The following is a 22,150-nucleotide window of genomic DNA, read 5'->3' on the forward strand; positions in this document are numbered from 1 at the left end:
AACTACTTTCTAAACCTGCAAGTAGTTTCGTCTGGGTGAGGCTCGCTCCTGACGCCCGACAAGGTGGCGTTGGTGCGGTGCAGTACGGTTAACGCGCTACATCACCTTGAAGACGACACCTATGAAACGGGAGTGGCATGAAGGCTCCTCGATTCCTGCGCAGTCCCCTCCTGTGGATCTTCGCGGCTTTCCTCATCATCATGCTCGGGATGAACCTGTTCTCGGCATCCAGCAGGTACCAACCGGTACCCACCTCCCAGGTGATCTCGGTGCTGCAGGGCAACGATCGCATTAAGGAAGTGGTGCTGGTCGACGGGGATCAAGAGATCCGTGTCGAGATGGCCGACCAGGCCGACACCCGCATCCGGGCGACCTGGGTCGGGCAGCAAAGCGCAGACATCGTCAACCGCCTCAACGAGCGGGTTGCCGCCGGGACGCTGGAGTCCTGGCGGGCTGAAAACCCCAGCAACGGGCTGATGTCCATGTTCCTCATGGGCGTCCTGCCCTTCCTGATCATCGGGGTCTTCTTCTTCTTCATGCTGAACAGCGCCCAAGGCGGCAATCGTGTCTTGGGGTTCGGCAAGAGCAAGGCCAAGGTGGCGAGCAAGGACACCCCGCAGACGACGTTCAACGACGTCGCTGGCGCCGAAGAGGCCATCGAAGAACTGCAAGAGATCCGCGAGTTTCTCTCCGAACCCGCCAAGTTCCAGGCCGTCGGCGCGAAGATCCCCAAGGGCGTCCTCCTGTACGGCCCGCCTGGCACGGGCAAGACGCTGCTGGCGCGCGCGGTCGCGGGCGAGGCGGGCGTCCCCTTCTTCTCCATCTCCGGGTCGGACTTCGTCGAAATGTTCGTCGGCGTGGGCGCGAGCCGCGTCCGCGACCTGTTCGAGCAGGCCAAAGAGGCGGCACCCGCGATCATCTTCATTGACGAGATCGACGCGGTCGGCCGTCATCGCGGCGCGGGCATGGGCGGCGGACACGACGAGCGCGAGCAGACCTTGAACCAGTTGCTGGTTGAGATGGACGGCTTCGACGATCGCGGCGGCGTCGTGTTGATCGCGGCCACCAACCGTCCCGACGTGCTGGATCCCGCCTTGCTGCGCCCGGGCCGCTTCGACCGCCAGATTCCCGTCGAGGCGCCCGACATGAAGGGCCGCCTGCAGATCCTGCAGGTGCACGCGGCCAACAAGCCGATGGGTCCCGACGTCGACCTGGAAACCGTCGCCAAACGGACCCCCGGCTTTACCGGTGCCGACCTGGCCAACGTCTTGAACGAGGCGGCCTTGCTGACGGCCCGTCAAAACCAGCAATGGATCACCAAGGCGAACCTCGACGAGGCCATCGACCGGGTGATCGCCGGGCCGCAGAAGCGAACCCGGGTGATGAACGAACGCGAACTCCTCATCACGGCCTACCACGAGGGCGGCCACGCTCTGGTGGCCGCCGCAATGCCCGGCAACGACCCGGTGCAAAAGGTCACGATCCTGCCGCGCGGCCGGGCGCTGGGCTACACGATGGTGATGCCGGACGCCGACAAATACAGCCAGACCCGTGGCGAACTGCTCGACCAACTCGCCTACATGCTGGGTGGCCGCGCCGCCGAAGAACTCGTCTTCCACGACCCGACGACCGGGGCAGCCAACGACATTGAGAAGGCCTCCAAGGTCGCCCGCGCGATGGTCACCGACTACGGCATGAGCGAGGCCATCGGCGCCGTCAAGTACGGCTCGGCCGACAGCGAGCCGTTCCTGGGTCGTGACATGGGCGGCGGGGGCCGCGACTACTCCGAGGACGTGGCGGGCACCATCGACCGCGAAGTGGAGCAACTCATCGCCACCGCGCATCAGGAGGCCTTCGACGTCTTGGTGGAGAACCGCGAGGTTCTCGACGAACTCGTCCGCCAACTCTTCGAGCACGAGACCCTGGATAAAGAGCAGGTGGCACGCGTCTTCGAGCCACTCAAGCGTCGCCCGCGGCGTCCCGCCTGGACCGGGTCCGACAGCCGCCGCCCCAGCGATGTCCCGCCCATCGATCCCCCCGAGCGGAAGGTTCCCGAACCGACTCCGGTGGCTGCGCAGGGCGCTCCCGTTCCGTGGCGCCCGGGCCAGCCCGGGCCTCAGGGCGGGCAGCCTTACCCCGGACAGGTTCCGGGGGGTCAGCCGGGCCAGCCGGGCTGGGGACAGTGGCCACAGCCGCCCTACCCCGGTCAGTATCCGGGCGCGCAGTACCCGCCGAACTACCCGCAGGGGCAGCAGCCCTACCCGGGCCAGCAGGCCTATCCCGGGCGTCCCCCCTATCAGGGGCAGCCGCACCCCGGGCAGCAGGGACAGTCCTACCCCGGTCAGCAGCCTCCGGCCGGACACGCACCGAGCCCGGCTCCGCACGCGACCCCGTCCGAGCCCAGCACGCCGGAGGGCGCCAGGCCGGGCGCCGGGGAGCCTCCGGCCTCACCCGGTGCCGCAGGGGCGGACACCCTCGACGAGAAGCGCTGACATGGCTATCGATCACGCTCGCTTGGCGGCGGCAGTGCGCGAGGCACTGTTCGCCATCGGTGAGGATCCCGACCGTGAGGGCCTGCGCGACACGCCTGATCGTGTCGCCCGCGCAGCGGTGGAGATGTTCGCCGGGCTCGACCAAGATCCCGGTGACTACCTCGGCACGACGTTCGACATCGAGCACGAGGAGTTGGTGCTGGTGAAGGACATCGAAGTGTGGTCGACCTGCGAGCATCACCTCCTGCCGTTCTCCGGGGTCGCGCACGTGGCCTACATCCCCAGCAAGGAGGGCAAGATCACAGGGCTGAGCAAGCTCGCTCGTCTGGTGGACGTGTACGCCAAGCGTCCCCAGGTGCAAGAGCGGCTCACCACCCAGATCGCCGATGCGCTCGTGGAGCACCTTCAGCCACAAGGGGTCATGGTGGTCATCGAGGCCGAACACCAGTGCATGACCATGCGCGGGGTACGCAAGCCCGGCAGTCGCACGGTCACGTCGGCGGTGCGGGGTGTCCTGCGCAACGCCGCCACCCGCGCCGAGGCCATGAGCCTCATTCTGAGGTGAGCGCAGTGAGCGGCACGGGGGTACGCATTCCGGGTGCTCGCCCGGAGGACGCTCATCCGGGGCGCCCCCTCATCATGGGGATCCTCAACGTCACCCCCGACTCCTTCTCCGATGGTGGCCTGTGGGACGATCCCGCCCGCGCTCTCGCGCACGCCCATGACCTGGTGGCGCAGGGGGCCGACCTGATCGATGTCGGAGGCGAGTCCACCCGACCCGGGGCGCGCCGCGTGGGCCCGGAGGAGGAACTCGCGCGCGTCCTGCCGGTGGTTTCTGAGCTGGTGGCCGCAGGGATTCCCGTCTCGGTCGACACGTCGCGTGCCAGCGTGGCGGCAGCCTGCCTCGCCGCGGGCGCGTCCTGGATCAATGACGTTACCGGGGGCGCTGACCCCGCCATGCTGGCCACGGTGGCGTCCGCCGGAGCCGGATACATGGCGATGCACACGCGCGGGGACTCGGAGACCATGGGATCGCTTGCACACTACGACGACGTCGTGGCGGACGTGTGCGCCGAGCTGGCTGATCGGCGAGACGCCGCCCTGGCCGCCGGAATCTCGCCCGAGCGGCTCGTCTTGGATCCCGGCATCGGTTTCGCCAAGACCGCCGCGCACAACTGGGCGATCCTCAAGAACTGGTCCGCGTTCACGACGCTAGGGCTTCCCCTCCTGCTGGCGGTCAGCCGCAAGGCCTTCCTGGGACGCCTCCTGGGGGACGATGAGCATCCCGTCCCGCCAGCGGATCGCGACACAGCCTCAGCGGCGCTGGCCGCGCTGCTCGTCACCCACGGGGTGTGGGGGGTGCGCGTCCACGATGTGGCGGCGCACGCGGACGCCCTCCGCACTGCCGCTCGGCTGGCTGCCGAGCCTGCCGCGGCGTCGCCGTTGGTCACCATCGGCTTGTCGGGGGTCCGGGCCCGCGGTTTCCATGGCGTCTTCCCCGAGGAGCGTCGCGAGGGGCAGGACTTCATCGTCGACGTTGAGGTGCAGATCGAGCGCCAAAGCGCCGAGGACGATCTCGAGACCACCGTCGATTACGGCGGTCTCGCGGAGGCGCTGGTCGCCGATATTGAAGGGGAGCCGGTCGACTTGATCGAGACCCTCGCGTCCCGCTTGCTCTGCACGTGCCTGGCCGCGCCCCTGGTCCGCGCCGCGACCGTGACAGTGCACAAACCCTCGGCACCCATTCGGGTCCCGTTTACGGATGTGACGGTGACGGTGACCGGGAGCCGGTCATGACCCGGGTGGTGATCTCCTTGGGCGCCAATCTCGGTGATCCAGCACAGCAGATTGCCGCAGCGTTGACCCTGCTGAACCGGGATCCGCAGATCGCGGTCACGTCGGTCTCGCAGGCCTACGCCACCGATCCGGTCGGCCGCACTGACCAGCCTCCCTTCGTCAACGTTTCGGCACTGTTGGAGACGGACCTCGCCGCCGCCGACGTCCTCCAGCGCACCCAGGCCGCGGAGAACGCGCTGGGCCGCGTCCGCGTGGAACGGTGGGGACCACGCACTCTCGATATCGACCTCATCGCTGTGGAAGGGCTGCGCAGCGACGATCCGGTGCTGACGCTGCCGCACCCTCGAGCCCACGAGCGTGCTTTCGTCCTGGTGCCCTGGCTGGATCTGGACGCGGACGCCGAGGTTCCCGGGCACGGGCGGGTTGCGGACCTTCTCTCGGCGTTGCCCGAACAAGGCGTGCGACGCCTCGGCGCGTTGGCAGGCTGGTCGTGAGCGAACCGACCATCGAACCGACGCGGGCCGTCGCCGTGGTGCTTTCGGCGGCCTTGGGTCTGGTAGGCGTCGGCCTCCTCCTAGCGTGGTGGCAGGGGCTCGGGCATGCCTTGCCCATCCCCGGGATTGTGGCGTGGGCGTCCCCGCTCCTGATCGCCGTGGGGATCGTCGTCTTGGCGATCCGCACGCGCCGGACCCTCGCCCGCGATGCGGGCGGTGTGGCCCCGCGGCAGGCCGTTATTCGTCTTCTCCTCGGGAAGACGTCCCTGCTCGCCGGTGCGTTCCTGGCGGGAGGATATGCGGCGCTGGTGCTGCTCGCGTTGCCGGCGCTTCCCGCGCCGTTGGCGATCACGCGAGTGATCCATGGGGGAATCGCCGTTATTGCTTCAGTCGCCTGCTCGGTGGCGGGGCGTCTCTTGGAGAATGCGTGCCGGGTTCCTCCCTCTTCGGGCGACACAGACGCAAACACGCCCGCGCGTTGACGCTGTGTGGTTGGCGCGCACGGATACTCTTATCGCGTGACAACCACCACGATTAGATCCCGTTCCCGTCGCCGGGCACTGCTCGGCGCTTCCCTGACGGTGGGCACGATCGTTTCGGTGGCCCTGCTGGTGGCCAGCTCGTGGGTTCCCCCTCTTGCCATCGCCGCTGTTGCCGTCGCCCTGCTGGGCGGCTTCCTGGCAACCTGGGCCGCGACGATCGAGTTCCGTGAGTGGAAGAACCGTGCCGCTCACGAGGGCGAGTCCGCACGCGCCGCCGAGCGTGACCGTACCCGCGTCTTCCATGCTCGTCAGCGCGAAGTGCTCGCCACCGTCGACGCCCGTACCCGCGCCGTTCAGGATTCCCTGAATCAGGCCATGACCTCGCTGGGGGAGTCCGAGGCCCAGGCTTCGCGACTGCGCGGCGACAACGAAGCACTCACCATCGAGAATGGTGAGTTGCGCGCCGAGAATGGCGTTCTGCGTACACGTCTGGAGCAGGCGTCCTCCACGGTGGAGGATGCCGACGTCGTGTCGCTGCCGGTCCGGCTGACCACCGAAGAGAGCCAGCGTTGGGACGACCTCGAGGCCCCGACGGTCGTCAATCTGGACTTGGTGCGACTGGCCAACCCCCTGTTGGACGAGGTGAAGCAGGCTCACGCCAACTGAAAGTGGCGCGTGTCGCCACCGACCGCGTCCGGACCGCCCGCAGCGATGCTGCGGGCGGTCCTTTTTGTTGGCGTATAGCGTACGGCGCAGGAGCCCGCAGGGAGTTTCCTTTGGTCTGACCATGCATTTCTTGCGGATAGTGTCACTCACCGTTTGTTTGGAGTCGTCAGATCCTTGTTCGTTGACCGACGCTAGGCGTCACTGCTAGCCGTGTCCCGTCTGGGGCTATTCGGCATGGCAGAGTTATGCGAACTCACACACGCCTCTTGATGTCGCCGCTAAAGCGTCCGCGGGTGTTAGGCAACACAATTCCGGTATTGCCGATCGAGAAGTTCGGGTATAGATTCGACCGCAGTAAATGGTGGGACACCGCACCACCATTGCCACGCTGGAAGGAAACCCATGGCGCAGCGCGTCCGTATTGAACTCACCGACGACCTCGACGGTACCCCCGCCGACGAGACCCTCACCTTTGCGATCGATGGCGTCACCTACGACGTCGATCTCACGTCCGACAACGCCGAGAAACTCCGTGCGTCGCTGGCCCCCTACATTTCAGCCGGTCGCCGGGTCGCAGGCCGTCAATCCACCCGTAAGGCGAAGGGCGCCGCGGCGTCCGGCCCCTCGGCGAATGAGATTCGCCAGTGGGCCCGCGAGCGGGGGATGGAGGTCTCTGAGCGTGGCCGCGTGAGCGATCAGGTCAAGGCCGCTTATCAGGCAGCGCACTGAGTAGAGCGCGCACTTCTCGGGCCCGGGGCACTTCGCCCCGGGCCCGAATTGCGCCTCAGGCGAACAAGCGCCCTCGCCGGAACAAACGGCCCGCGCGGGTGCGTTGACTAGACTGACGAAGAAGCCCGTGCCCTATGCGGGCGATCCGGCACCGCCGGAGTGAAGGAGAGCTCATGTTCGATCGGTTCACCGACCGCGCGCGGCGCGTGATCGTCCTGGCCCAGGACGAGGCGCGCATGCTCAACCACAACTACATCGGGACCGAGCACCTGCTGCTGGGTCTCATCCACGAAGGCGAAGGCGTTGCAGCCAAGGCACTCGAGTCGCTGGGGATCTCCCTGGAGTCCGTGCGCGCCCAGGTGGAAGACATCATCGGCCCCGGGGAACAGGCGCCGACGGGGCACATCCCGTTCACCCCGCGTGCCAAGAAGGTGCTGGAGCTGTCCATGCGCGAAGCGCTCCAGCTCAACCACCCCTACATCGGGACCGAGCACATTCTCTTGGGCCTCATCCGTGAGGGCGAAGGGGTGGCGGCCCAGGTTCTGATCAAGCTGGGTGCCGATCTCAACCGCGTTCGCAACCAGGTCCTGCAGTTGCTGTCGGGCTACCAGGGTGGCGAGAAGCCGGCGACCACTGGCGCCCCCGAGCCGTCGGGGCAGCAGGGTAACCAGACGATCCTGGATCAGTTTGGGCGTAACCTCACCCAGGCCGCGCGGGAGAACAAGCTGGATCCGGTCATTGGCCGTGAGAAGGAGATCGAGCGGGTGATGACGGTGCTGAGCCGTCGCACCAAGAACAATCCCGTCCTCATCGGCGAGCCCGGCGTGGGTAAGTCCGCCTGCGTCGAGGGCCTGGCGCAGCAGATCGTGCGAGGGGATGTCCCCGAGACGCTGCGAGACAAGCAGATCTACACGCTTGATCTCGGCGCACTGGTGGCCGGGTCGCGCTACCGAGGCGACTTCGAGGAGCGCCTGAAGAAGGTGCTCAAGGAGATCAAGAACCGCGGCGACGTCGTGTTGTTCATCGACGAGATCCACACCTTGGTGGGTGCCGGTGCGGCCGAGGGCGCCATTGATGCCGCGTCGATCCTGAAGCCGATGCTCGCGCGAGGCGAACTGCAAACCATCGGTGCGACCACGCTGGACGAGTACCGCAAGCACATCGAGAAGGACGCGGCGCTGGAGCGCCGATTCCAGCCGATCCAGGTGGCCGAACCGTCCATCGCTTTGACGATCGAGATTCTCAAGGGCCTGCGGGATCGTTATGAGGCGCACCACCGCATCACCATCACCGACAGCGCCCTGACGGCTGCTGCGCAGTTGGCCGATCGCTACATTCAGGATCGCTTCCTGCCCGATAAGGCAATCGATCTGATCGATGAGGCGGGCGCCCGCTTGCGTATCAAGCGGATGACCGCACCGCCGGATCTGCGCGAGATTGATGAGCGGATCGCCGTCGTGCGCGGAGAGAAGGAGGCCGCCATTGACGGCCAGGACTTCGAGCGCGCCGCGCGTTTGCGTGATGACGAGAAGAAGCTGATCTCCGAGCGTGCCGAGAAGGAAGAGCGCTGGAAGACCGGCGATCAGGGAACCCCTGCCGAGGTCGGCGAGGAGGAGATCGCGGAGGTGCTCTCGAGCGCTACCGGCATCCCCGTCTTCAAGCTGACCGAGGAGGAGTCGGGCCGCCTGTTGAACATGGAGGCCGAGATCGGAAAGCGCTACATCGGTCAAAACGATGCGGTGAAGGCTCTGGCTCGTTCCATCCGGCGCACCCGCGCCGGGCTGAAGGATCCCAAGCGGCCCTCGGGCTCGTTCATCTTCGCGGGCCCCTCGGGCGTCGGGAAGACGGAGCTGACCAAGGCGCTGACTGAGTTCCTGTTCGGGGACGAGGACGCTCTCATCACCCTCGACATGAGCGAGTACTCCGAGAAGCACACGGCCTCGCGGATGTTCGGTTCGCCTCCTGGCTATGTGGGCTACGAGGAGGGCGGGCAGCTCACCGAGAAGGTGCGCCGCAAGCCGTTCTCGGTGGTGCTGTTCGATGAGATCGAGAAGGCGCACCCGGACATCTTCAACTCGCTGTTGCAGATCCTTGATGAGGGTCGCCTCACCGATGCGCAGGGTCGGGTCGTCGACTTCAAGAACACGGTCATCGTCATGACGACGAACCTGGGCACGCGGGACATCTCCCGGTCGGTGAACCTGGGCTTCAGCCGTAGCGACGACCCGGTCGGCGGGTACGACGCCATGAAGGCCAAGGTGTCGGATGAGCTCAAGCAGCACTTCCGCCCCGAGTTCCTCAACCGTGTCGACGAGATCATCGTGTTCCACCAGCTCACGACCAACGACATCGAGCACATTGTTGATCTGATGGTGGCTCAGGTTGAGTCGCGGCTGAAGGATCGTGACATGGGCATCGTCTTGACCGACGCGGCCAAGGCGCTGGTCGCCAAGCGTGGCTTCGATCCGGTGCTGGGGGCACGGCCGTTGCGTCGTGCGATCCAGCGCGACATCGAGGACTCGCTCGCCGAGCGCATCCTGTTCGGTGATCTGCACCCCGGTGAGATCGTGGTCGTCGACGTGGCCCCCGAGGGGTCCGAGTTGCCGTTCACGTTCACTGGTCAGCCGCAGGCGGCCCTGCCGGATCACGCCCCGGTGGAGCTCAGCGGCCCCGACGAGCAGGCCACGGCCTGATCTGATCGACGAAGCCCCCGGCACGTTGCGACGTGCTGGGGGCTTCGCGCGTTTCGGTGGCCTCTCCGAGACCGTTGTCACCAACTCGCGTTGCTTCGTTGCGTCAACGCTGTGGAGCGAAGGCGTGGGGAAAACCCGCCGAAGGGGGCAGGGGCGAACCGGGGTGTGTAACGGCTACAAGGTCACCGTGGCCTGGGCTCCCTTGCGTAGAAGTCCGTCGGCGAGCAAACCCTCCAGCGCCCGAGTGGCCTGCGCCGGATCGGACGTCCAGGCGGCCAGGACGGCCTCCTCCGGGACGGGTCCTGCGGCGTCTCGTACAACGCCCAGCAGAACACCGCGGCACTGCCGATCCGTGCCCGCGTAGGTTTGCCCCCGCCTTGGAGGGCCCTCGTGTGCGGGGCGTCCTGCGGCGAACCACGCGCACGACTCCCGTACCGGGCATGACGGGCATGCGGGGGTCCGTGCGGTGCACACCAACGCTCCCAGTTCCATGGACGCCACCGCCCAGGCCGCCGCCTGAGCGGGATCATCGGGGACCCAGACCTGGCGGCGGTCTCGTTCCCCCTGCGTGAGATGGGTGGGCGGAAACTCGCAGCCGTCCTCGATGCGTGCCAGTACCCGGCGCACGTTCGTGTCCAGCACCAAGTGGCGCTGACCGTAGCCAAAGGAGGCGATGGCAGCGGCGGTGTACTCCCCGACACCAGGAAGGGCCCGCAGGGCGTCAAGGGAGGCGGGGACCTGGCCGCCGTGCTCCGCGACGATCACGGTCGCGGCGGCGTGGAGCCGTTGCGCGCGGCGGGGGTAGCCCAGCCGACCCCAGGCGCGGACGGCTTCGCCGGGTTCGTCGGCGGCGAGCGCTGAGGGTGTCGGCCAGCGCTCCATCCAGACCGACCACACGGGAAGGACGCGCGCGACCGGGGTCTGCTGGAGCATGAACTCGCTCACCATGACACCCCAAGGGGTGGCTTCGGGCTCGCGCCACGGCAGGATGCGGGCGTGCCCGGCATACCAAGCGAGGGTGGCGTCGATGACGCTGTGCCGGGAGGCGTTCACGGGGTGGGGGGAGTGCCCGCCACGTGCGCTAGCGAGTCGCGCACCGCGTGTGCGAGGGGTTCGGTGACGCCCTCGACAGCCATGAGGTCGGCATCCGAGGCGGCGGCCAGGCCGGGGAGCCCGTCGAAGGCTGCGACGAGGCGGGCACTGACCCCGGCTGGCAGACGCGGCACGCTTGCGAGCAGGCGAAGCCCCCGCGGACGGATGGGCGAATCCAGGTGAAGGTCGGCGGGGAACCCGAGCCTGCGCCCCACGAGAACGATGTCGAACAGATCCTGGTCGTCGAGTTGGGTCAACCCCGCGAAGGGCATCGTCTCGGCGCCCTCGCAGACGTAGTCGCGCTGGATGAGCGAGGACAGCGGGGTCAGATCGTCGACCAGGTCGCGCAACTGGAGGGCAGGCAGGCGGCCGTCCACGCCCAGCGCGGACACGTACGTGGACGCCTCACCGGCGAGCCGGTTGGTCATCTCGAACCGCTGACCGACATGGGCCACATCCCGCAGTGTCACTGCGTCATGAAGCTCCAAGCCGTTGAGGCGCGTCAGGGACGCGGTGAGCCGCTCTCGGTGAACGCCGATGGCGGCCAGGGCCTGGTTGGCGCGGGCGACGAGTTCGTCGGGGCGCGGAACAACGATGCGGGATCCCCCGGTGAACAACGAGATGGTCGACATCGAGGCGGACACGGTCACCACGGGAAGGCCAACCTGCCGTGCGACTCGTTCGGCTGAGCGATGCCGAGTGCCGGTCTCTCCTGTGGGGAGTGAGGCGTCGGGCGACAGGTGGACGCCCGCCGCCACGATGCGGTCCGCGTTGTCGCTGAGGACGATGGCGCCGTCCATCTTGGCCAACTCGCGCAGTTGCGGGGCGGTGAACGGTACGTCAATCACGAACCCGCCGGTGGAGATGGCCTGCAAGGCGTCGCTGGTACCCAAGACGATCAGCGCGCCGGTATGGCCGCTCACGATGCGGTCCAGCCCGTCGCGCAGGGGCGTGCCGGGGGCGAGGCGGATGATCTCCTCGGGCAGCCTGCCAATGCTCAACGCATCGCCTTCCAGGTCGTCGGCGCCCGCGGGTCGGGGCGATCTGCTTCGAGTCTAGGCGAGCTCGCGGCCGTCGATCGGGACGACGTTACTGCGCGTCGGCGTAAAGGCGGCCGCGAGGGCCTCTTCGACGCTGTAGACCGGCACCACGGTCAAGCCTGCGGGGGCGGCTTCGTCGGCGGCACCAGCAGGGATGATGGCGCGCTCGAACCCGAGGCGTGCCGCCTCAGCAAGACGTCGCCCCACGGCCGGGACGCGACGCACCTCGCCTGAGAGCCCGACCTCACCCATCGCGACGGTACGGCCAGCAGGCTCCTCGTCGCGCATGGCGGACGCCACCGCGATGGCGAGGGCGAGGTCGGCCGAGGGGTCGGACAGCCGGACTCCGCCGACCGTGGACGCGTAGACGTCGCGGGTGTGCAACTTGTGCCGGGCTCGGCGCTGCAGGACGGCCAGCGTCATCGTGACGCGGCTCACATCCAGGCCGTGGGTCACCCGGCGCGGCTGGGTCAGGCTGGTGGGGACTACGAGGGCCTGCACCTCGGCGACGAGGGGACGCCGCCCCTCCAGGCTCACGGTCACACAGGTGCCCGGGGTGGGCCCTCTGCCTGAGGTGAACAGCCCCGAAGGATCGGGGACCTCGCGGATGCCGGACTCGGTCATCTCGAAACACCCCACCTCATCGGCCGGGCCGTAGCGGTTCTTGGAGGCGCGGACCATGCGGAAGGCGCCGTGCCGCTCCCCCTCGAACGCGAGGACGACGTCGACGAGATGCTCGAGCGTTCGGGGGCCCGCCAGCGCCCCATCTTTGGTGACGTGCCCGATGATGAGCACCGCCATACCTCGCCGCTTGGCCGTGCGGACGAGGGCATTGGTGACCTCGCGGACCTGAGTGACGCCGCCCGCGACGCCGTCGGTGCCCTGGGCCTGAACGGTTTGGACGGAGTCGAGCACCAGCAGGCTGGGGGAGAGCTCCTCCACATGCCCGAGGATCACGCCCAGGTCGGATTCTGCGGCCAGGAAGAGCTCGTCGTGCAGCGCCCCCGTGCGGTCGGCGCGCAGCCGGACCTGTGCTGTGGACTCCTCGGCGGTGACGTACAGGGTGCGGCGACCCTGGGAGGCCCATCGGGCGGCGGCCTCCAGCAGCAGCGTCGACTTGCCCACGCCGGGCTCACCGCCCAGCAGGACCACCGCACCGGGGACGAGGCCATCGCCGAGAACGCGATCCAACTCGCCGATCCCGGTGGAGATCCCCCGGGCATGACGGGCCTCGATCTGGGTGATGCGTTGTGCGGACTGGGTCGGTTTAGACAGGCTCGTGGTGCGCGTGGGGGCACTGGACACCTCGGCGAGGCTGCCCCACGCCTGACATTGACCGCAGCGCCCAACCCAGCGGTTGGTCGTCCAGCCGCATTCGCTGCAGCGGTACGTCGTCGTCGTTCGCGCCATGCCCCCACATTAGGAGGCGGCTCCGACATTCCCTGGTCAACCCAGGGAATGCGGCGAGGCTAGATGGTGACCAGGCCGTTCGGGCAGCGGAACGTGACCGACTCAATACCCGGGTTGCCGTTGGGGGCGTCGAAGGTGAGCGCCACACCGTCGAAGACCGGCCCCAAGTCGGTGCCGATCCATTCCGAGACGCGCTCGGGAGAACCGGACAGCCGGATCTCCAGGATGTCGACATCGACGGGGGCGAGGGCTGCGGGGCGGACCTCTTCGGGGCTCGTCCAACGAACGAAGAACGGCAACTGCGGATCAGCCAGCAGGCCCTTGATGCCGATCTGATCCCACTCGAGACGGCGACCGTCAGGGAACAGACGCGAGCCGTGGACGGCGGTGCGCTCCAGGCGTTCCTCCAAGGGAGCCATGTCGTCGACCTCAAGCACCCAGGCCAGCCAGCCGCCGCCGAGTTCGGAGCGCGCGCGAACGGCCTGCCCGAAGACGGCCTTCTCTGCGGCGGGGTGCTCCAGGACTTCCACGACTTCGAGGTAGCGGCCGCCACCCACGGTGAGGATGTTGTTGCGCGTGCCAAAGCGCGGGTGGAAACCTCCGTCGCGGAAACTCACACCGAGCGCTGCCTCCAAGCGGGCCACTGCGGGGGCAAGGCCGTCAGGTCCGGCAGCAAAGGTGAGGTTGGACAAACGCATGGTTCATTGAAACCCATCGCCTCTATCGTTCGCCAATCGGAGGCATCGCACCTTGTCGGAAGCAGTATCACGAGGTGGAGATATGTGCCGGACGTGGGGCGCGGCGCCAGGGGCGCTCTATGCTTGCCGATGTGAGTGCGCACCACGCCTGGCCAGGACCCGGCCCCGGGTCACGCCCCCGAGTGGGGCTCTCGACCTCCTCGGTGTACCCCGAATCCACGGCGAGTTGTTTCGAACTCGCCGGACGCCTCGGCTACGACGGCGTCGAGGTCATGGTGGGCATCGATCCGGTCAGCCGCGACGTCGACGCGCTCGTCGAATTGCGGGACTACCACGATCTGCCCGTTTTGTCGGTGCATGCACCGACGCTGCTGGTCACGCAAGGGACGTGGGGGCGTGACCCCTGGGAGAAGCTCGAACGCTCCGCAGTGGCGGCTCACCGCCTGGGTGCCGACTGCGTCGTGGTCCACCCGCCGTTTCGGTGGCAACGCTCCTACGCGCAAGGGTTCGTCGAGGGTATTCGGCGGCTCGAACGCACCACCGGCATCGTGTTCGCGGTGGAAAACATGTTCCCCTGGCGCGGGCCTCGCAACGCGGAGATCCGCGCCTATGCCCCTGGCTGGGATCCGACCGAGGGCGACTACGACCACCTCACGCTCGACCTCTCCCACGCAGCCACCGCTCGGCAGCGCTCGCTCGACTTGATCGATGCGTGGGGAGAGCGCCTCACCCACGTCCACCTCACCGACGGCGACGCCTCCATCAGCGATAGTCACCTCTTTCCCGGCGAGGGGGACCAAGACGCAGGAGCGGTCATGGCGGAGTTGGTCGCTCGGGGCTTCGCCGGCCACGTGGTCCTCGAGGTCAACACCCGCAGCATCGGCTCACGCTCGGCCCGGGAAGAAGCGCTGGCCCGGGCGCTGGCCTGGACTCGGGCCCACCTCGGCGTCCCCGCGATGCCATGACGCTCGACGCTGCGCCCGTCGCGTTGGAGCGGTTCCGCCCGCGCACCGAAGTGTTACTCGTCTTGGGGCTCTCCCTGGGGCAGTCCGCCGTCTACTCGATCCTGTCGATCATCAAGGCGCTGACGCAGGGCCCGCTGAACCAGCAGACCACCACGATCAACAACTCGGTCACCCCCGAGCGCCCCTGGCTGGACCTGGCCTACCAGGTGGCGGGGATCGCCTTTCCCCTCATCCCGGTCGGCCTCGCGCTCTACCTGCTGTGGCAGACCGGCGATCGGGACCGCATCGGGTTCGACCTGCGGCGTCCGGGATTCGATGTGGCGCGCGGCTTCTTCGCGGCGGCGATCATCGGGATCCCCGGCTTGGCCTTCTACTTCGCGGCCCGAGAGTTCGGCTTCAACACCAACGTCTCCCCGGCCAACCTGGCACAGAACTGGTGGACGATCCCGGTGCTGGCCGGGTATGCGGTCATGAACGGCGTCTTGGAGGAAGTCGTCATGCTCGGCTTCTTGTTCGTGCGCTTCGAGCAACTGAAGCTGCGGCCGTGGACCGGCATCCTCATCAGCGCCGTCATCCGGGGCAGCTATCACCTGTATCAGGGGTTCGGGGGCTTTGTCGGCAACGTGGTGATGGGAGTGGTGTTCGGCTACCTTTACCGGCGCTGGGGACGCGTCATGCCGTTGGTGGTCGCGCACACGATCTTGGACCTGTTCAGCTTCATCGGTTACGCCCTCATCGCCCCCTACGTCGACTGGTTCTGAGCGGGCCGCCTCCGGCCTCAAGGGGCGTCCCGCAGTGCGGGGTGGCTCCCGCCGTCGAGCGGGCCGCCGGTAGGATCGCCCCATGCGAATTGGTGTTTTCGGTGCGACTGGTCAGGTCGGCCGGGTCATGCGCGCGCTGCTGGAGCAGCGCGACGTCCCCGTCGATGACGTGCGGTTCTTCAGCTCGGCCAAGTCCGCGGGCACGGTGCTGCCCTTCGACGGCCGCGACATCGAGGTCGAAGACACGGCCACCGCAGATCTGTCCGGCATCGACATCGCCATCATGTCCGCGGGCGCGACGATGTCGCGTGAATACGCCCCCAAGCTCGCCGCTCTCGGCGCGGTCATCGTCGACAACAGCTCCGCCTGGCGCAAGGATCCCGAGGTTCCGCTGGTCGTCAGCGAGGTCAACCCGCAGGACGCGGTGAACCCACCCAAGGGGATCATCGCGAACCCGAACTGCACCACGATGGCGGCGATGCCCGTCCTCAAGCCGCTCCACGACGCCGCGGGTCTGGTCAGGCTCACGGTCGCCACCTATCAGGCCGTCTCGGGTTCAGGAGTCAAGGGCGTCGACGCGCTCGCCGACCAGGTCGCCGCGACGACCGACCCGCGCGCCCTGGCGCTGGACGGCTCGCTGGAGCGCCCCGAGGACCCCGCGCCCTACGTGGCCCCCATCGCCTACAACGTGGTCGCCCTCGCGGGAAGCATCGTGGATGACGGCTCGCTGGAGACCGACGAGGAGCAGAAGCTCCGTAACGAATCCCGCAAGATCTTGCACCTGCCCGACCTGCGCGTCTCCGGAACCTGCGTCCGCGTGCCGGTGTTCACCGGGCACAGCCTGTCCATCCATGCGGAGTTCGACTCCGCGATCACCCCCGACGAGGCGCTGGCCTTGCTGGCCAATGCCCCCGGCGTTCAGATCGTCCCGGTGCCCGAGCCGCGCGTCGCAGCCGGATCCGACGACGTGTTCGTCGGGCGCATCCGTCAAGACCAGGCCGTGGACGGCAACCGGGGCCTCATCTTGTTCGTGGCGGGTGACAACCTGCGCAAGGGTGCCGCGCTCAACGCCATCCAGGTCGTCGAACTGTTGATCGGTCAGAAGTGACCACGGTCGCCATCCTCGGCGTCGGGGCGATGGGGGAGATCATCCTCAGCGGTCTGCTGCGCGCGGGATGGGAACCTGCCAGCCTTGTCGGGGCCGCTCGTCGACCGGCTCGCCGCGAGGAACTCGCCAGCCGCTACGGCGTCAGGATCGAGGAGTCCGTCGAGTCCGCAGCCGGGGGAGCGGATGTGGTGCTCGTGGGCGTCAAGCCCTACGACGCACTCGCGTTGCTGCCCCGCATCGCGCCGCATCTGGCCCCCGGGGCCATCGTGATTTCGCTGTGCGCGGGCATCACGACCGCCCAGATGGAGGCGGAACTCCCTGACGGGACTCCCGTGATCCGCGTGATGCCCAACACTCCGGCGCAGGTGGGGGCGGGCATGTCCGTCATCTCTGCGGGGAAGTACGCTTCCGACGCCGACCTGGCCACCGCGGTCAGCCTCATGGAGGCCGTCGGCACGGCAGTGGTGATCCCTGAAGCGCACCAGGACGCCGCCACCGCGATCTCCGGTTCGGGGCCCGCCTACGTCTTCTATGTGGCCGAGGCCCTCATCGACGCGGGGGTTCTGCTGGGCCTGCCCCGCACGGTGGCGACCACGCTGGCCACGCAGACGCTGCTGGGTTCTGCCACCCTGCTGGACGCCACGGGGGAGCATCCGACGCTGTTGCGCGAGCGCGTCACGTCACCGGGGGGAACGACCGCGGCGGCGCTGCGCGTTCTGGACGAGCGGGCCGTCACCGCGGCCTTCATCGCTGCCGCCGAGGCCTGCCGGGATCGGTCGGCGGAACTCGGTGGCTGAACTGCGCGCGTCCATCGATGGCCCCGGCTTGGTGCTGTCGGGTCGGAGCGCGTAAGATTTTGTTCTTGGCTGGCCGTTTCGACGGCGAGCCGCGTCCTAAGTCGTTACAAGCCGGGTTCCCGGCGCCTGAGGAGTCTCACGTGGGTTCGGTCATCAAGAAGCGTCGCAAGCGGATGGCGAAGAAGAAGCACCGCAAGCTGCTGAAGAAGACGCGTATCCAGCGCCGCCGCGCCGGTAAGTGAGCGTCGGCGCCCCGATGACGCTCCCGGACGCCCGCGTGGTGGTCCTGGTGCGTCAGGGGTGCCATCTTTGCGACGACGCCCTGGCGATCGTGTCGACGGTGTGCGCCCGCGTCGGTGCCACCTGGACGTCCGTTGACGTGGATTCGGACGCGCAGTTGCGTGACCAGTACACCGATCACGTGCCCGTGACGTTCGTCGACGGCGAGCAACTCTCGCTGTGGTTTGTCGACGAGGCACGTCTGTCCGCCGCTCTCGCGTGAACGCCTATCCTTAGCCCCATGCAGCCGACCATCGTCTATGTCTGCCGTCACGGGCAGGTCGATAATCCCGACCACGTCCTCTACGGCAGGCTGCCCGGCTACGGGCTGAGTGCGCTGGGGCATGCCATGGCCGAGCGCCTCGGCGAGCATTTCGCCGACGTGCCGCTCCAGCACCTGCGCGTCTCCCCGCTGCAGCGCGCCAAGGAGACGCTGGCCCCCATCGCCGCCGGGCATCCCGATTTGGAGATCGTGGAGGATCCCCGGCTCATCGAGACGGCCAACATCCTCGAAGGCCAATCGTTTGGCCGGTTCAACCAGCGCCTGTTGTTCCCGCAGAACCTGTGGCACCTGCGTAACCCGCTGCGCCCCTCCTGGGGTGAGCCGTACCCGCAGATCGCCCAGCGCATGCGCGCCGCGATCGCTGACGCTGCCGACAGCGTGCCTGAGGGCGGGAAGGCGCTCATCGTGTCGCACCAACTCCCGATCTACATCGCCCGGCTGGACGCTGAGGGCCGCAGCTTCGTGCACAACCCCGCTACCCGTGATTGCCGCCTCGCATCGGTGACCGCCTTTCACTTCCTGGACGGTCGGATCGTCGGCGTCGACTATTCCGAACCTGCCGCCGACCTTTACCCGGCGAAGAAGAAGATTTTCCGGCCGGGGATGTGAGCGGTGTGAAGGCGCACGCTGTGGCCCTCGCCCTGGTGACGGGCGCTCTGCTCCTGACCGGGTGCGGTGCTGCCCCCTCCGCGCAGGGTGGTTTTGTCGGCGGCGACGGTTCCTTGACCGTCGTGGCACCTGAACAGCGCAAGCCTGCCCCGCAGGTCACCGGCGTGTTGTTAGGCGGTGGGAGTTTCGACTCGGCCACGCTGGGGGGTCGCGTCGTCGTCTACAACGTGTGGGGAAGCTGGTGTGCCCCCTGCCGCAAGGAAGCCCCCGCGCTGGAGGCGGCCGCGCGCAGGACCTCAGACAAAGCGACCTTTGTCGGGCTGAACACGCGCGATCTGGATTCCGCGCCGGCCGAGGCGTTCGTGCGGGCGTTCGGCATCACCTATCCGAGCGTCTTCGACCCCGACGGGCGCGAGTTGTTGAAGTTCGGCACCGATCTGCCCCCCAGCGCCATCCCCTCCACCGTGGTGGTGGACGCGCAGGGGCGTGTGGCTGCCCGAGTGCTGGGCGAAGTGACCGAGTCAACACTGGTCGGGCTCGTCGAGGATGTGGCGGCGGGCAAGTGACGCCGCTGGATGTGGGGCAGTGGTTCGCGCAGGCCGCCGGGGGGTCCATGCCGTTGGCGCTGCCGGTGGCCGTCCTGGCCGGGGTGGTGTCGTTCTTCTCTCCCTGCGTCCTGCCGCTGCTGCCTGGCTACCTCAGCTACGCGACCGGTCTGGCGGCCAGTGAGGTCACCGAAGGTCGCGGCGGACGCGGACGCATGCTCGCTGGCACCAGCCTGTTCGTGCTGGGATTTGCGCTCGTCTTCGTCTCCACGGGTGCGTTGTTCGGCGGCCTGGGTGGGTTCTTGCTCACCTGGAGCCGCCCGATCACCATCGTCGTCGGCATCCTGGCCATCGTCTTGGGCCTGGTCTTCGCTGGCGTCCTTCGTCTGGGCCAGCGCACTGTGCGGATTAACCGCGCCCCGGCGGTCGGCCTGGCCGCCGCCCCGCTGCTCGGGGTGGTGTTCGGGCTGGGCTGGACGCCCTGCATCGGGCCGACGCTCTCGGTGGTGCTGACCTTGGCCATCAACGAAGGCACAGCCCTGCGGGGGGCGGTCCTCGCCCTGGCCTACGCGCTCGGGCTGGGGATTCCTTTCCTGCTGGCAGGGCTCGCTTTTGAGCGGTTCAGCAGCACCGCCGACTGGTTCAAGCAGCATCACGGTGTCGTGCAGCGCCTCGGCGGGGGCATGATGGTGCTCGTCGGTCTCCTGCTCGTCAGCGGGTTGTGGGACCGTCTCATGGGCGTGTTTCGCCAATGGGCGTCCGCGTTCGGGGTGGTGATCTGATGCGTTACCTGCGTCTGTTCTGGGTGCAGCTGACCTCCATGCGCACCGCGCTGCTGTTGCTGTTCACCCTCGCCGTGGTGGCGATCCCCGGCTCGCTGCTTCCGCAGCGTCCCGTCGCCCCGATCCGGGTCTCGGACTGGAAGGCAGCCAACCCTGCCGTCGCTGACCTGTACGAGAAGCTTGGCCTGTTCGACATCTACCACTCACCCTGGTTCGCGGCCGTCTACCTGCTGCTGATGATCTCGCTGGTGGGGTGCATCATCCCGCGGATCGGCGTCTATGCCCGAGCGTTGCGTACCCCGCCCCCGCGCACCCCCCGGCACCTGAACCGGTTGCCCGCGTCGGTCCAGGGCACCTCCACGCTGTCGGCCGATGAGGCGCTGGCTGCGGGGCAGAAACTCCTCGCCTCACGGCGTTTTCGGACCAGGCGCGACGGCGACTCGGTGGCTGCCGAGCGGGGCTACCTGCGGGAGTTCGGGAACATCTTGTTCCACCTCAGCTTCGTGGTGATGCTGGTGGGGCTGGGCTGGAACTCGTTGTGGGGCTACAAAGGCGAAGTCATCACCGTGGAGGGGCAAGCCTTCTCCAACAACCTCACCCAATACGACGACTTCACCGCTGGGGCCGCGTTCACCCCCGCCGACCTGGCCCCCTTCACCGTGTGGATCGACCGCTTCACCGCCAAGTTCGAGACCGGGGAGGTGCAGCGTGGAGCAGCGCGCGTCTTCCAAGCCGACGTCCGCGTTGCCCACGCCGACGGCACCCCTGAGAAAGCCCGCATCGAAGTCAACCAGCCGCTCGTCGTCGACGGGACGAAGATCCACCTGATCGGGCATGGATACGCCCCGGTCGTGACCGTGACCGACCCACAGGGTCACGTGGCGTTCTCCGGCCCTGTGATCTTCCTGCCCCAAGATGGGAACTTCACCTCCCTGGGCGTCATCAAAGCGCCGGACGCCCGACCCGACTACCTCGCCTTCGAGGGGTTCTTCCTCCCCACGGCGGTCGTCGATGAGCGCGGTCCCCATTCGGTGTTCCCCGATGCGCTGTCGCCCGAACTGTTCCTCACCGCCTGGACGGGTGCCCCGCGCACCGAGACGGGCGTGCCCGAGTCGGTCTACTCCCTCAACAAGACCGGCCTGACGCAGATGCGCACCGCTGACGGGACGCTGGTCACCTTCAAGATCGCCCCCGGTCAGATCGTCGATCTGCCCGATGGCTCCACGCTGTCCTTCGACGACTGGCGCCGCTGGACGAAGCTGCAGGTGAGCTACGAGCCCGGTCTGTGGCTAGTCATCGCCTCGGTGCTGATCGCCGTGGCCGGGGTATCGGCGAGCTTGTACGTGCGGCCCCGCCGTCTATGGCTGCGCGTCAGCGAGCAGGAGGATGGGACGCTGCGCGTCGACGCCGGCGGATTGGACCGAGCCGAGTCCGCCACAGGGTTGAACGATGACGTCGCAGCCCTGGCCGCCGCCGCCGGGGCGGAGGCGTCCGGCACCACCGTGTCACCCACCAGCCAGGAGGATGCCCCGTGATCGCCACCTATTCGAGCCTGGCGATGGTCAGCTCCGCGGTGATCTATCTACTCGCGATGTGCGCCTACGCCCTGGAATGGGCGGCGACACGACGCCCCGGTGACGAAACCCCCGGCGCCACGACGGGTGCGGTGCGCGCCTCACGGTTTGGTCGGATCGGGCTGGGCCTCATGCTCGTGGCGGTGCTGAGCCACATAGCAGGCATCGTCTTGCGCGGTGTAGCCGCCCAGCGGGCCCCCTGGGGCAATATGTACGAGTTCGTCACCAGTTCGCTCGGGTTCGCCGCACTCTTCGCCCTGTACCTCATCTGGCGGCGTGGTTGGGCGTGGCTGGGCCTTCCCCTCACGCTGCTGCTGGCCGTTGGCCAGGGGCTGGCCGTCACCGTGTTCTACGTGGCTGTTGCGCCGCTGGTCCCGGCGCTGCACTCAGTGTGGTTCATCATTCACATCGTGGCCGCGGCCATCGCTGGGGCGACGTTCAACCTCGGGGGCATCGCCGCGATCCTCTATCTCGTCCGGCTCCGGGCTGAGCGGAAGGGGGAGGTGCGCGGATGGCTGGCGCAACTCCCCAGCGCCGCAACGCTGGACGACTTCTCCTTCCGGGTCTTGCGCTTCGCCTTCCCGCTGTGGACGTTCACGATCCTCGCGGGCGCCGTGTGGGCCGACTACGCCTGGGGCCGGTTCTGGGGTTGGGACCCGAAGGAAACCTGGTCCCTGGTGACGTGGGTCGTCTACGCCGCCTACCTGCACGCCCGGGTCACCGCAGGCTGGAGGGGTGTGGGTGCCGCCTGGCTGGCGATCATCGGCGTCATTGTGTTCTGGTTCAACTTCGTCGGCATCAACCTGCTCGTCAGCGGCCTCCACTCCTATGCGGGCATCTGACACACTGGCGAA

The 22,150-nt window shown here is 67.8% G+C and carries 22 protein-coding genes and 2 pseudogenes; 20 read left to right on the forward strand and 4 right to left on the reverse strand.

Annotation, left to right across the window (positions count from 1 at the left end; translation table 11 throughout):
• Positions 1-137: 137 nt before the first annotated feature.
• From ftsH to C1706_RS03185, 9 genes and pseudogenes are all read left to right on the forward strand, one after another.
• A pseudogene (ftsH, locus tag C1706_RS03150) lies at positions 138-2,300 on the forward strand (ATP-dependent zinc metalloprotease FtsH); the annotation flags it as partial.
• Between the two features lie 193 nt (positions 2,301-2,493).
• Positions 2,494-3,057 (forward strand): GTP cyclohydrolase I FolE, encoded by a 564-nt coding sequence (gene folE / locus C1706_RS03155; protein ID WP_129457781.1) that lies wholly within the window; start codon positions 2,494-2,496, stop codon positions 3,055-3,057.
• A 74-nt stretch (positions 3,058-3,131) separates the two neighbouring features.
• Positions 3,132-3,914, forward strand: a pseudogene (gene folP, locus C1706_RS14205) (dihydropteroate synthase); the annotation flags it as partial.
• Positions 3,915-3,950: 36 nt separating this feature from the next.
• Positions 3,951-4,289 (forward strand): dihydroneopterin aldolase, encoded by a 339-nt coding sequence (gene folB / locus C1706_RS14210; RefSeq protein ID WP_348981024.1) that lies wholly within the window; start codon positions 3,951-3,953, stop codon positions 4,287-4,289.
• Complete coding sequence (folK, locus tag C1706_RS03165) at positions 4,286-4,783, forward strand: 2-amino-4-hydroxy-6-hydroxymethyldihydropteridine diphosphokinase (RefSeq protein ID WP_129457783.1); 498 nt, start codon at positions 4,286-4,288, stop codon at positions 4,781-4,783. The genes folB and folK overlap by 4 nt, the downstream gene beginning before the upstream one ends.
• Positions 4,780-5,265 (forward strand): DUF3180 domain-containing protein, encoded by a 486-nt coding sequence (locus tag C1706_RS03170; protein WP_164987406.1) that lies wholly within the window; start codon positions 4,780-4,782, stop codon positions 5,263-5,265. The genes folK and C1706_RS03170 overlap by 4 nt, the downstream gene beginning before the upstream one ends.
• A 36-nt stretch (positions 5,266-5,301) precedes the next feature.
• Positions 5,302-5,931, forward strand: a complete 630-nt coding sequence (locus tag C1706_RS03175) for a hypothetical protein (protein WP_129457787.1) — start codon at positions 5,302-5,304, stop codon at positions 5,929-5,931.
• 402 nt (positions 5,932-6,333) lie between these two features.
• Entirely contained in the window at positions 6,334-6,660 is a 327-nt protein-coding gene (locus C1706_RS03180; protein ID WP_129457788.1) for a histone-like nucleoid-structuring protein Lsr2, read from the forward strand.
• A gap of 173 nt (positions 6,661-6,833) precedes the next feature.
• Complete coding sequence (locus C1706_RS03185; protein ID WP_129457790.1) at positions 6,834-9,353, forward strand: ATP-dependent Clp protease ATP-binding subunit; 2,520 nt, start codon at positions 6,834-6,836, stop codon at positions 9,351-9,353.
• 174 nt (positions 9,354-9,527) lie between these two features.
• Here C1706_RS03185 and C1706_RS03190 read toward each other — a convergent pair whose 3' ends face one another.
• The 4 genes from C1706_RS03190 to C1706_RS03205 are packed head-to-tail and all read right to left on the reverse strand — an operon-like array spanning position 9,528 to position 13,593.
• Complete coding sequence (locus C1706_RS03190; protein ID WP_241653401.1) at positions 9,528-10,406, reverse strand: HhH-GPD family protein; 879 nt, start codon at positions 10,404-10,406, stop codon at positions 9,528-9,530.
• The gene (gene disA, locus C1706_RS03195) at positions 10,403-11,446 is read right to left on the reverse strand and encodes a DNA integrity scanning diadenylate cyclase DisA (protein WP_241653402.1); all 1,044 of its coding nucleotides are present in this window, start codon (positions 11,444-11,446) and stop codon (positions 10,403-10,405) included. The genes C1706_RS03190 and disA overlap by 4 nt, the downstream gene beginning before the upstream one ends.
• Positions 11,447-11,500: 54 nt before the next feature.
• Positions 11,501-12,895 (reverse strand): DNA repair protein RadA, encoded by a 1,395-nt coding sequence (radA, locus tag C1706_RS03200; RefSeq protein WP_129457793.1) that lies wholly within the window; start codon positions 12,893-12,895, stop codon positions 11,501-11,503.
• 59 nt (positions 12,896-12,954) lie between these two features.
• Complete coding sequence (locus C1706_RS03205) at positions 12,955-13,593, reverse strand: VOC family protein (protein WP_129457794.1); 639 nt, start codon at positions 13,591-13,593, stop codon at positions 12,955-12,957.
• A 131-nt stretch (positions 13,594-13,724) separates the two neighbouring features.
• On the opposite strand from C1706_RS03205, the gene C1706_RS03210 reads away from it, so the two are divergent.
• The 11 genes from C1706_RS03210 to ccsB all read left to right on the forward strand — a co-directional run bounded on the left by C1706_RS03210 (position 13,725) and on the right by ccsB (position 22,138).
• The gene (locus C1706_RS03210) at positions 13,725-14,558 is read left to right on the forward strand and encodes a sugar phosphate isomerase/epimerase family protein (protein ID WP_241653403.1); all 834 of its coding nucleotides are present in this window, start codon (positions 13,725-13,727) and stop codon (positions 14,556-14,558) included.
• Positions 14,555-15,319: a CPBP family intramembrane glutamic endopeptidase gene (locus C1706_RS03215; RefSeq protein WP_129457798.1), complete on the forward strand. Its 765-nt coding sequence runs from the start codon at positions 14,555-14,557 to the stop codon at positions 15,317-15,319. Before C1706_RS03210 ends, C1706_RS03215 begins: the two co-directional genes overlap by 4 nt.
• Positions 15,320-15,401: 82 nt before the next feature.
• Positions 15,402-16,427, forward strand: a complete 1,026-nt coding sequence (locus C1706_RS03220; RefSeq protein ID WP_129457800.1) for an aspartate-semialdehyde dehydrogenase — start codon at positions 15,402-15,404, stop codon at positions 16,425-16,427.
• On the forward strand, positions 16,424-17,224 hold the full coding sequence (gene proC / locus C1706_RS03225) for a pyrroline-5-carboxylate reductase (protein WP_129457801.1): 801 nt from the start codon (positions 16,424-16,426) through the stop codon (positions 17,222-17,224). Before C1706_RS03220 ends, proC begins: the two co-directional genes overlap by 4 nt.
• A 140-nt stretch (positions 17,225-17,364) precedes the next feature.
• On the forward strand, positions 17,365-17,466 hold the full coding sequence (locus C1706_RS03230; RefSeq protein WP_002550589.1) for a 30S ribosomal protein bS22: 102 nt from the start codon (positions 17,365-17,367) through the stop codon (positions 17,464-17,466).
• Between the two features lie 14 nt (positions 17,467-17,480).
• On the forward strand, positions 17,481-17,726 hold the full coding sequence (locus C1706_RS03235) for a glutaredoxin family protein (protein WP_129458068.1): 246 nt from the start codon (positions 17,481-17,483) through the stop codon (positions 17,724-17,726).
• Between the two features lie 18 nt (positions 17,727-17,744).
• Positions 17,745-18,395 carry a histidine phosphatase family protein gene (locus tag C1706_RS03240; protein ID WP_129457803.1) on the forward strand — a complete coding sequence of 217 codons (651 nt, stop codon included), beginning with the start codon at positions 17,745-17,747 and terminating at the stop codon, positions 18,393-18,395.
• 5 nt (positions 18,396-18,400) lie between these two features.
• Positions 18,401-18,961, forward strand: coding sequence for a TlpA family protein disulfide reductase (locus C1706_RS03245; protein WP_241653404.1), 561 nt, complete (start codon positions 18,401-18,403; stop codon positions 18,959-18,961).
• Positions 18,962-19,008: 47 nt separating this feature from the next.
• The gene (locus C1706_RS03250) at positions 19,009-19,722 is read left to right on the forward strand and encodes a cytochrome c biogenesis CcdA family protein (RefSeq protein WP_206660974.1); all 714 of its coding nucleotides are present in this window, start codon (positions 19,009-19,011) and stop codon (positions 19,720-19,722) included.
• A complete protein-coding gene (gene resB, locus C1706_RS03255) occupies positions 19,722-21,257 on the forward strand; it encodes a cytochrome c biogenesis protein ResB (RefSeq protein WP_241653405.1) in 1,536 nt (511 codons plus the stop codon). Before C1706_RS03250 ends, resB begins: the two co-directional genes overlap by 1 nt.
• Positions 21,258-21,280: 23 nt before the next feature.
• On the forward strand, positions 21,281-22,138 hold the full coding sequence (gene ccsB / locus C1706_RS03260) for a c-type cytochrome biogenesis protein CcsB (protein ID WP_129458071.1): 858 nt from the start codon (positions 21,281-21,283) through the stop codon (positions 22,136-22,138).
• The last annotated feature ends 12 nt before the right edge of the window (positions 22,139-22,150 follow it).

This window comes from Propioniciclava flava (assembly GCF_004126535.1).
GTDB classification, from domain to species: Bacteria; Actinomycetota; Actinomycetes; order Propionibacteriales; family Propionibacteriaceae; genus Propioniciclava; species Propioniciclava flava.

What these genes read in the sequence shown, in the direction of transcription:
- folE (WP_129457781.1), top strand. Translation starts at nt 2,494, where the DNA reads ATGGCTATCGATCACGCTCGCTTGGCGGCGGCAGTGCGCGAGGCACTG.
- folK (WP_129457783.1), top strand. Translation starts at nt 4,286, where the DNA reads ATGACCCGGGTGGTGATCTCCTTGGGCGCCAATCTCGGTGATCCAGCA.
- C1706_RS03180 (WP_129457788.1), top strand. Translation starts at nt 6,334, where the DNA reads ATGGCGCAGCGCGTCCGTATTGAACTCACCGACGACCTCGACGGTACC.
- C1706_RS03185 (WP_129457790.1), top strand. Translation starts at nt 6,834, where the DNA reads ATGTTCGATCGGTTCACCGACCGCGCGCGGCGCGTGATCGTCCTGGCC.
- radA (WP_129457793.1), bottom strand. Translation starts at nt 12,895, where the DNA reads ATGGCGCGAACGACGACGACGTACCGCTGCAGCGAATGCGGCTGGACG.
- C1706_RS03205 (WP_129457794.1), bottom strand. Translation starts at nt 13,593, where the DNA reads ATGCGTTTGTCCAACCTCACCTTTGCTGCCGGACCTGACGGCCTTGCC.
- C1706_RS03215 (WP_129457798.1), top strand. Translation starts at nt 14,555, where the DNA reads ATGACGCTCGACGCTGCGCCCGTCGCGTTGGAGCGGTTCCGCCCGCGC.
- C1706_RS03220 (WP_129457800.1), top strand. Translation starts at nt 15,402, where the DNA reads ATGCGAATTGGTGTTTTCGGTGCGACTGGTCAGGTCGGCCGGGTCATG.
- C1706_RS03235 (WP_129458068.1), top strand. Translation starts at nt 17,481, where the DNA reads ATGACGCTCCCGGACGCCCGCGTGGTGGTCCTGGTGCGTCAGGGGTGC.
- C1706_RS03240 (WP_129457803.1), top strand. Translation starts at nt 17,745, where the DNA reads ATGCAGCCGACCATCGTCTATGTCTGCCGTCACGGGCAGGTCGATAAT.
- C1706_RS03250 (WP_206660974.1), top strand. Translation starts at nt 19,009, where the DNA reads ATGCCGTTGGCGCTGCCGGTGGCCGTCCTGGCCGGGGTGGTGTCGTTC.
- resB (WP_241653405.1), top strand. Translation starts at nt 19,722, where the DNA reads ATGCGTTACCTGCGTCTGTTCTGGGTGCAGCTGACCTCCATGCGCACC.
- ccsB (WP_129458071.1), top strand. Translation starts at nt 21,281, where the DNA reads ATGGTCAGCTCCGCGGTGATCTATCTACTCGCGATGTGCGCCTACGCC.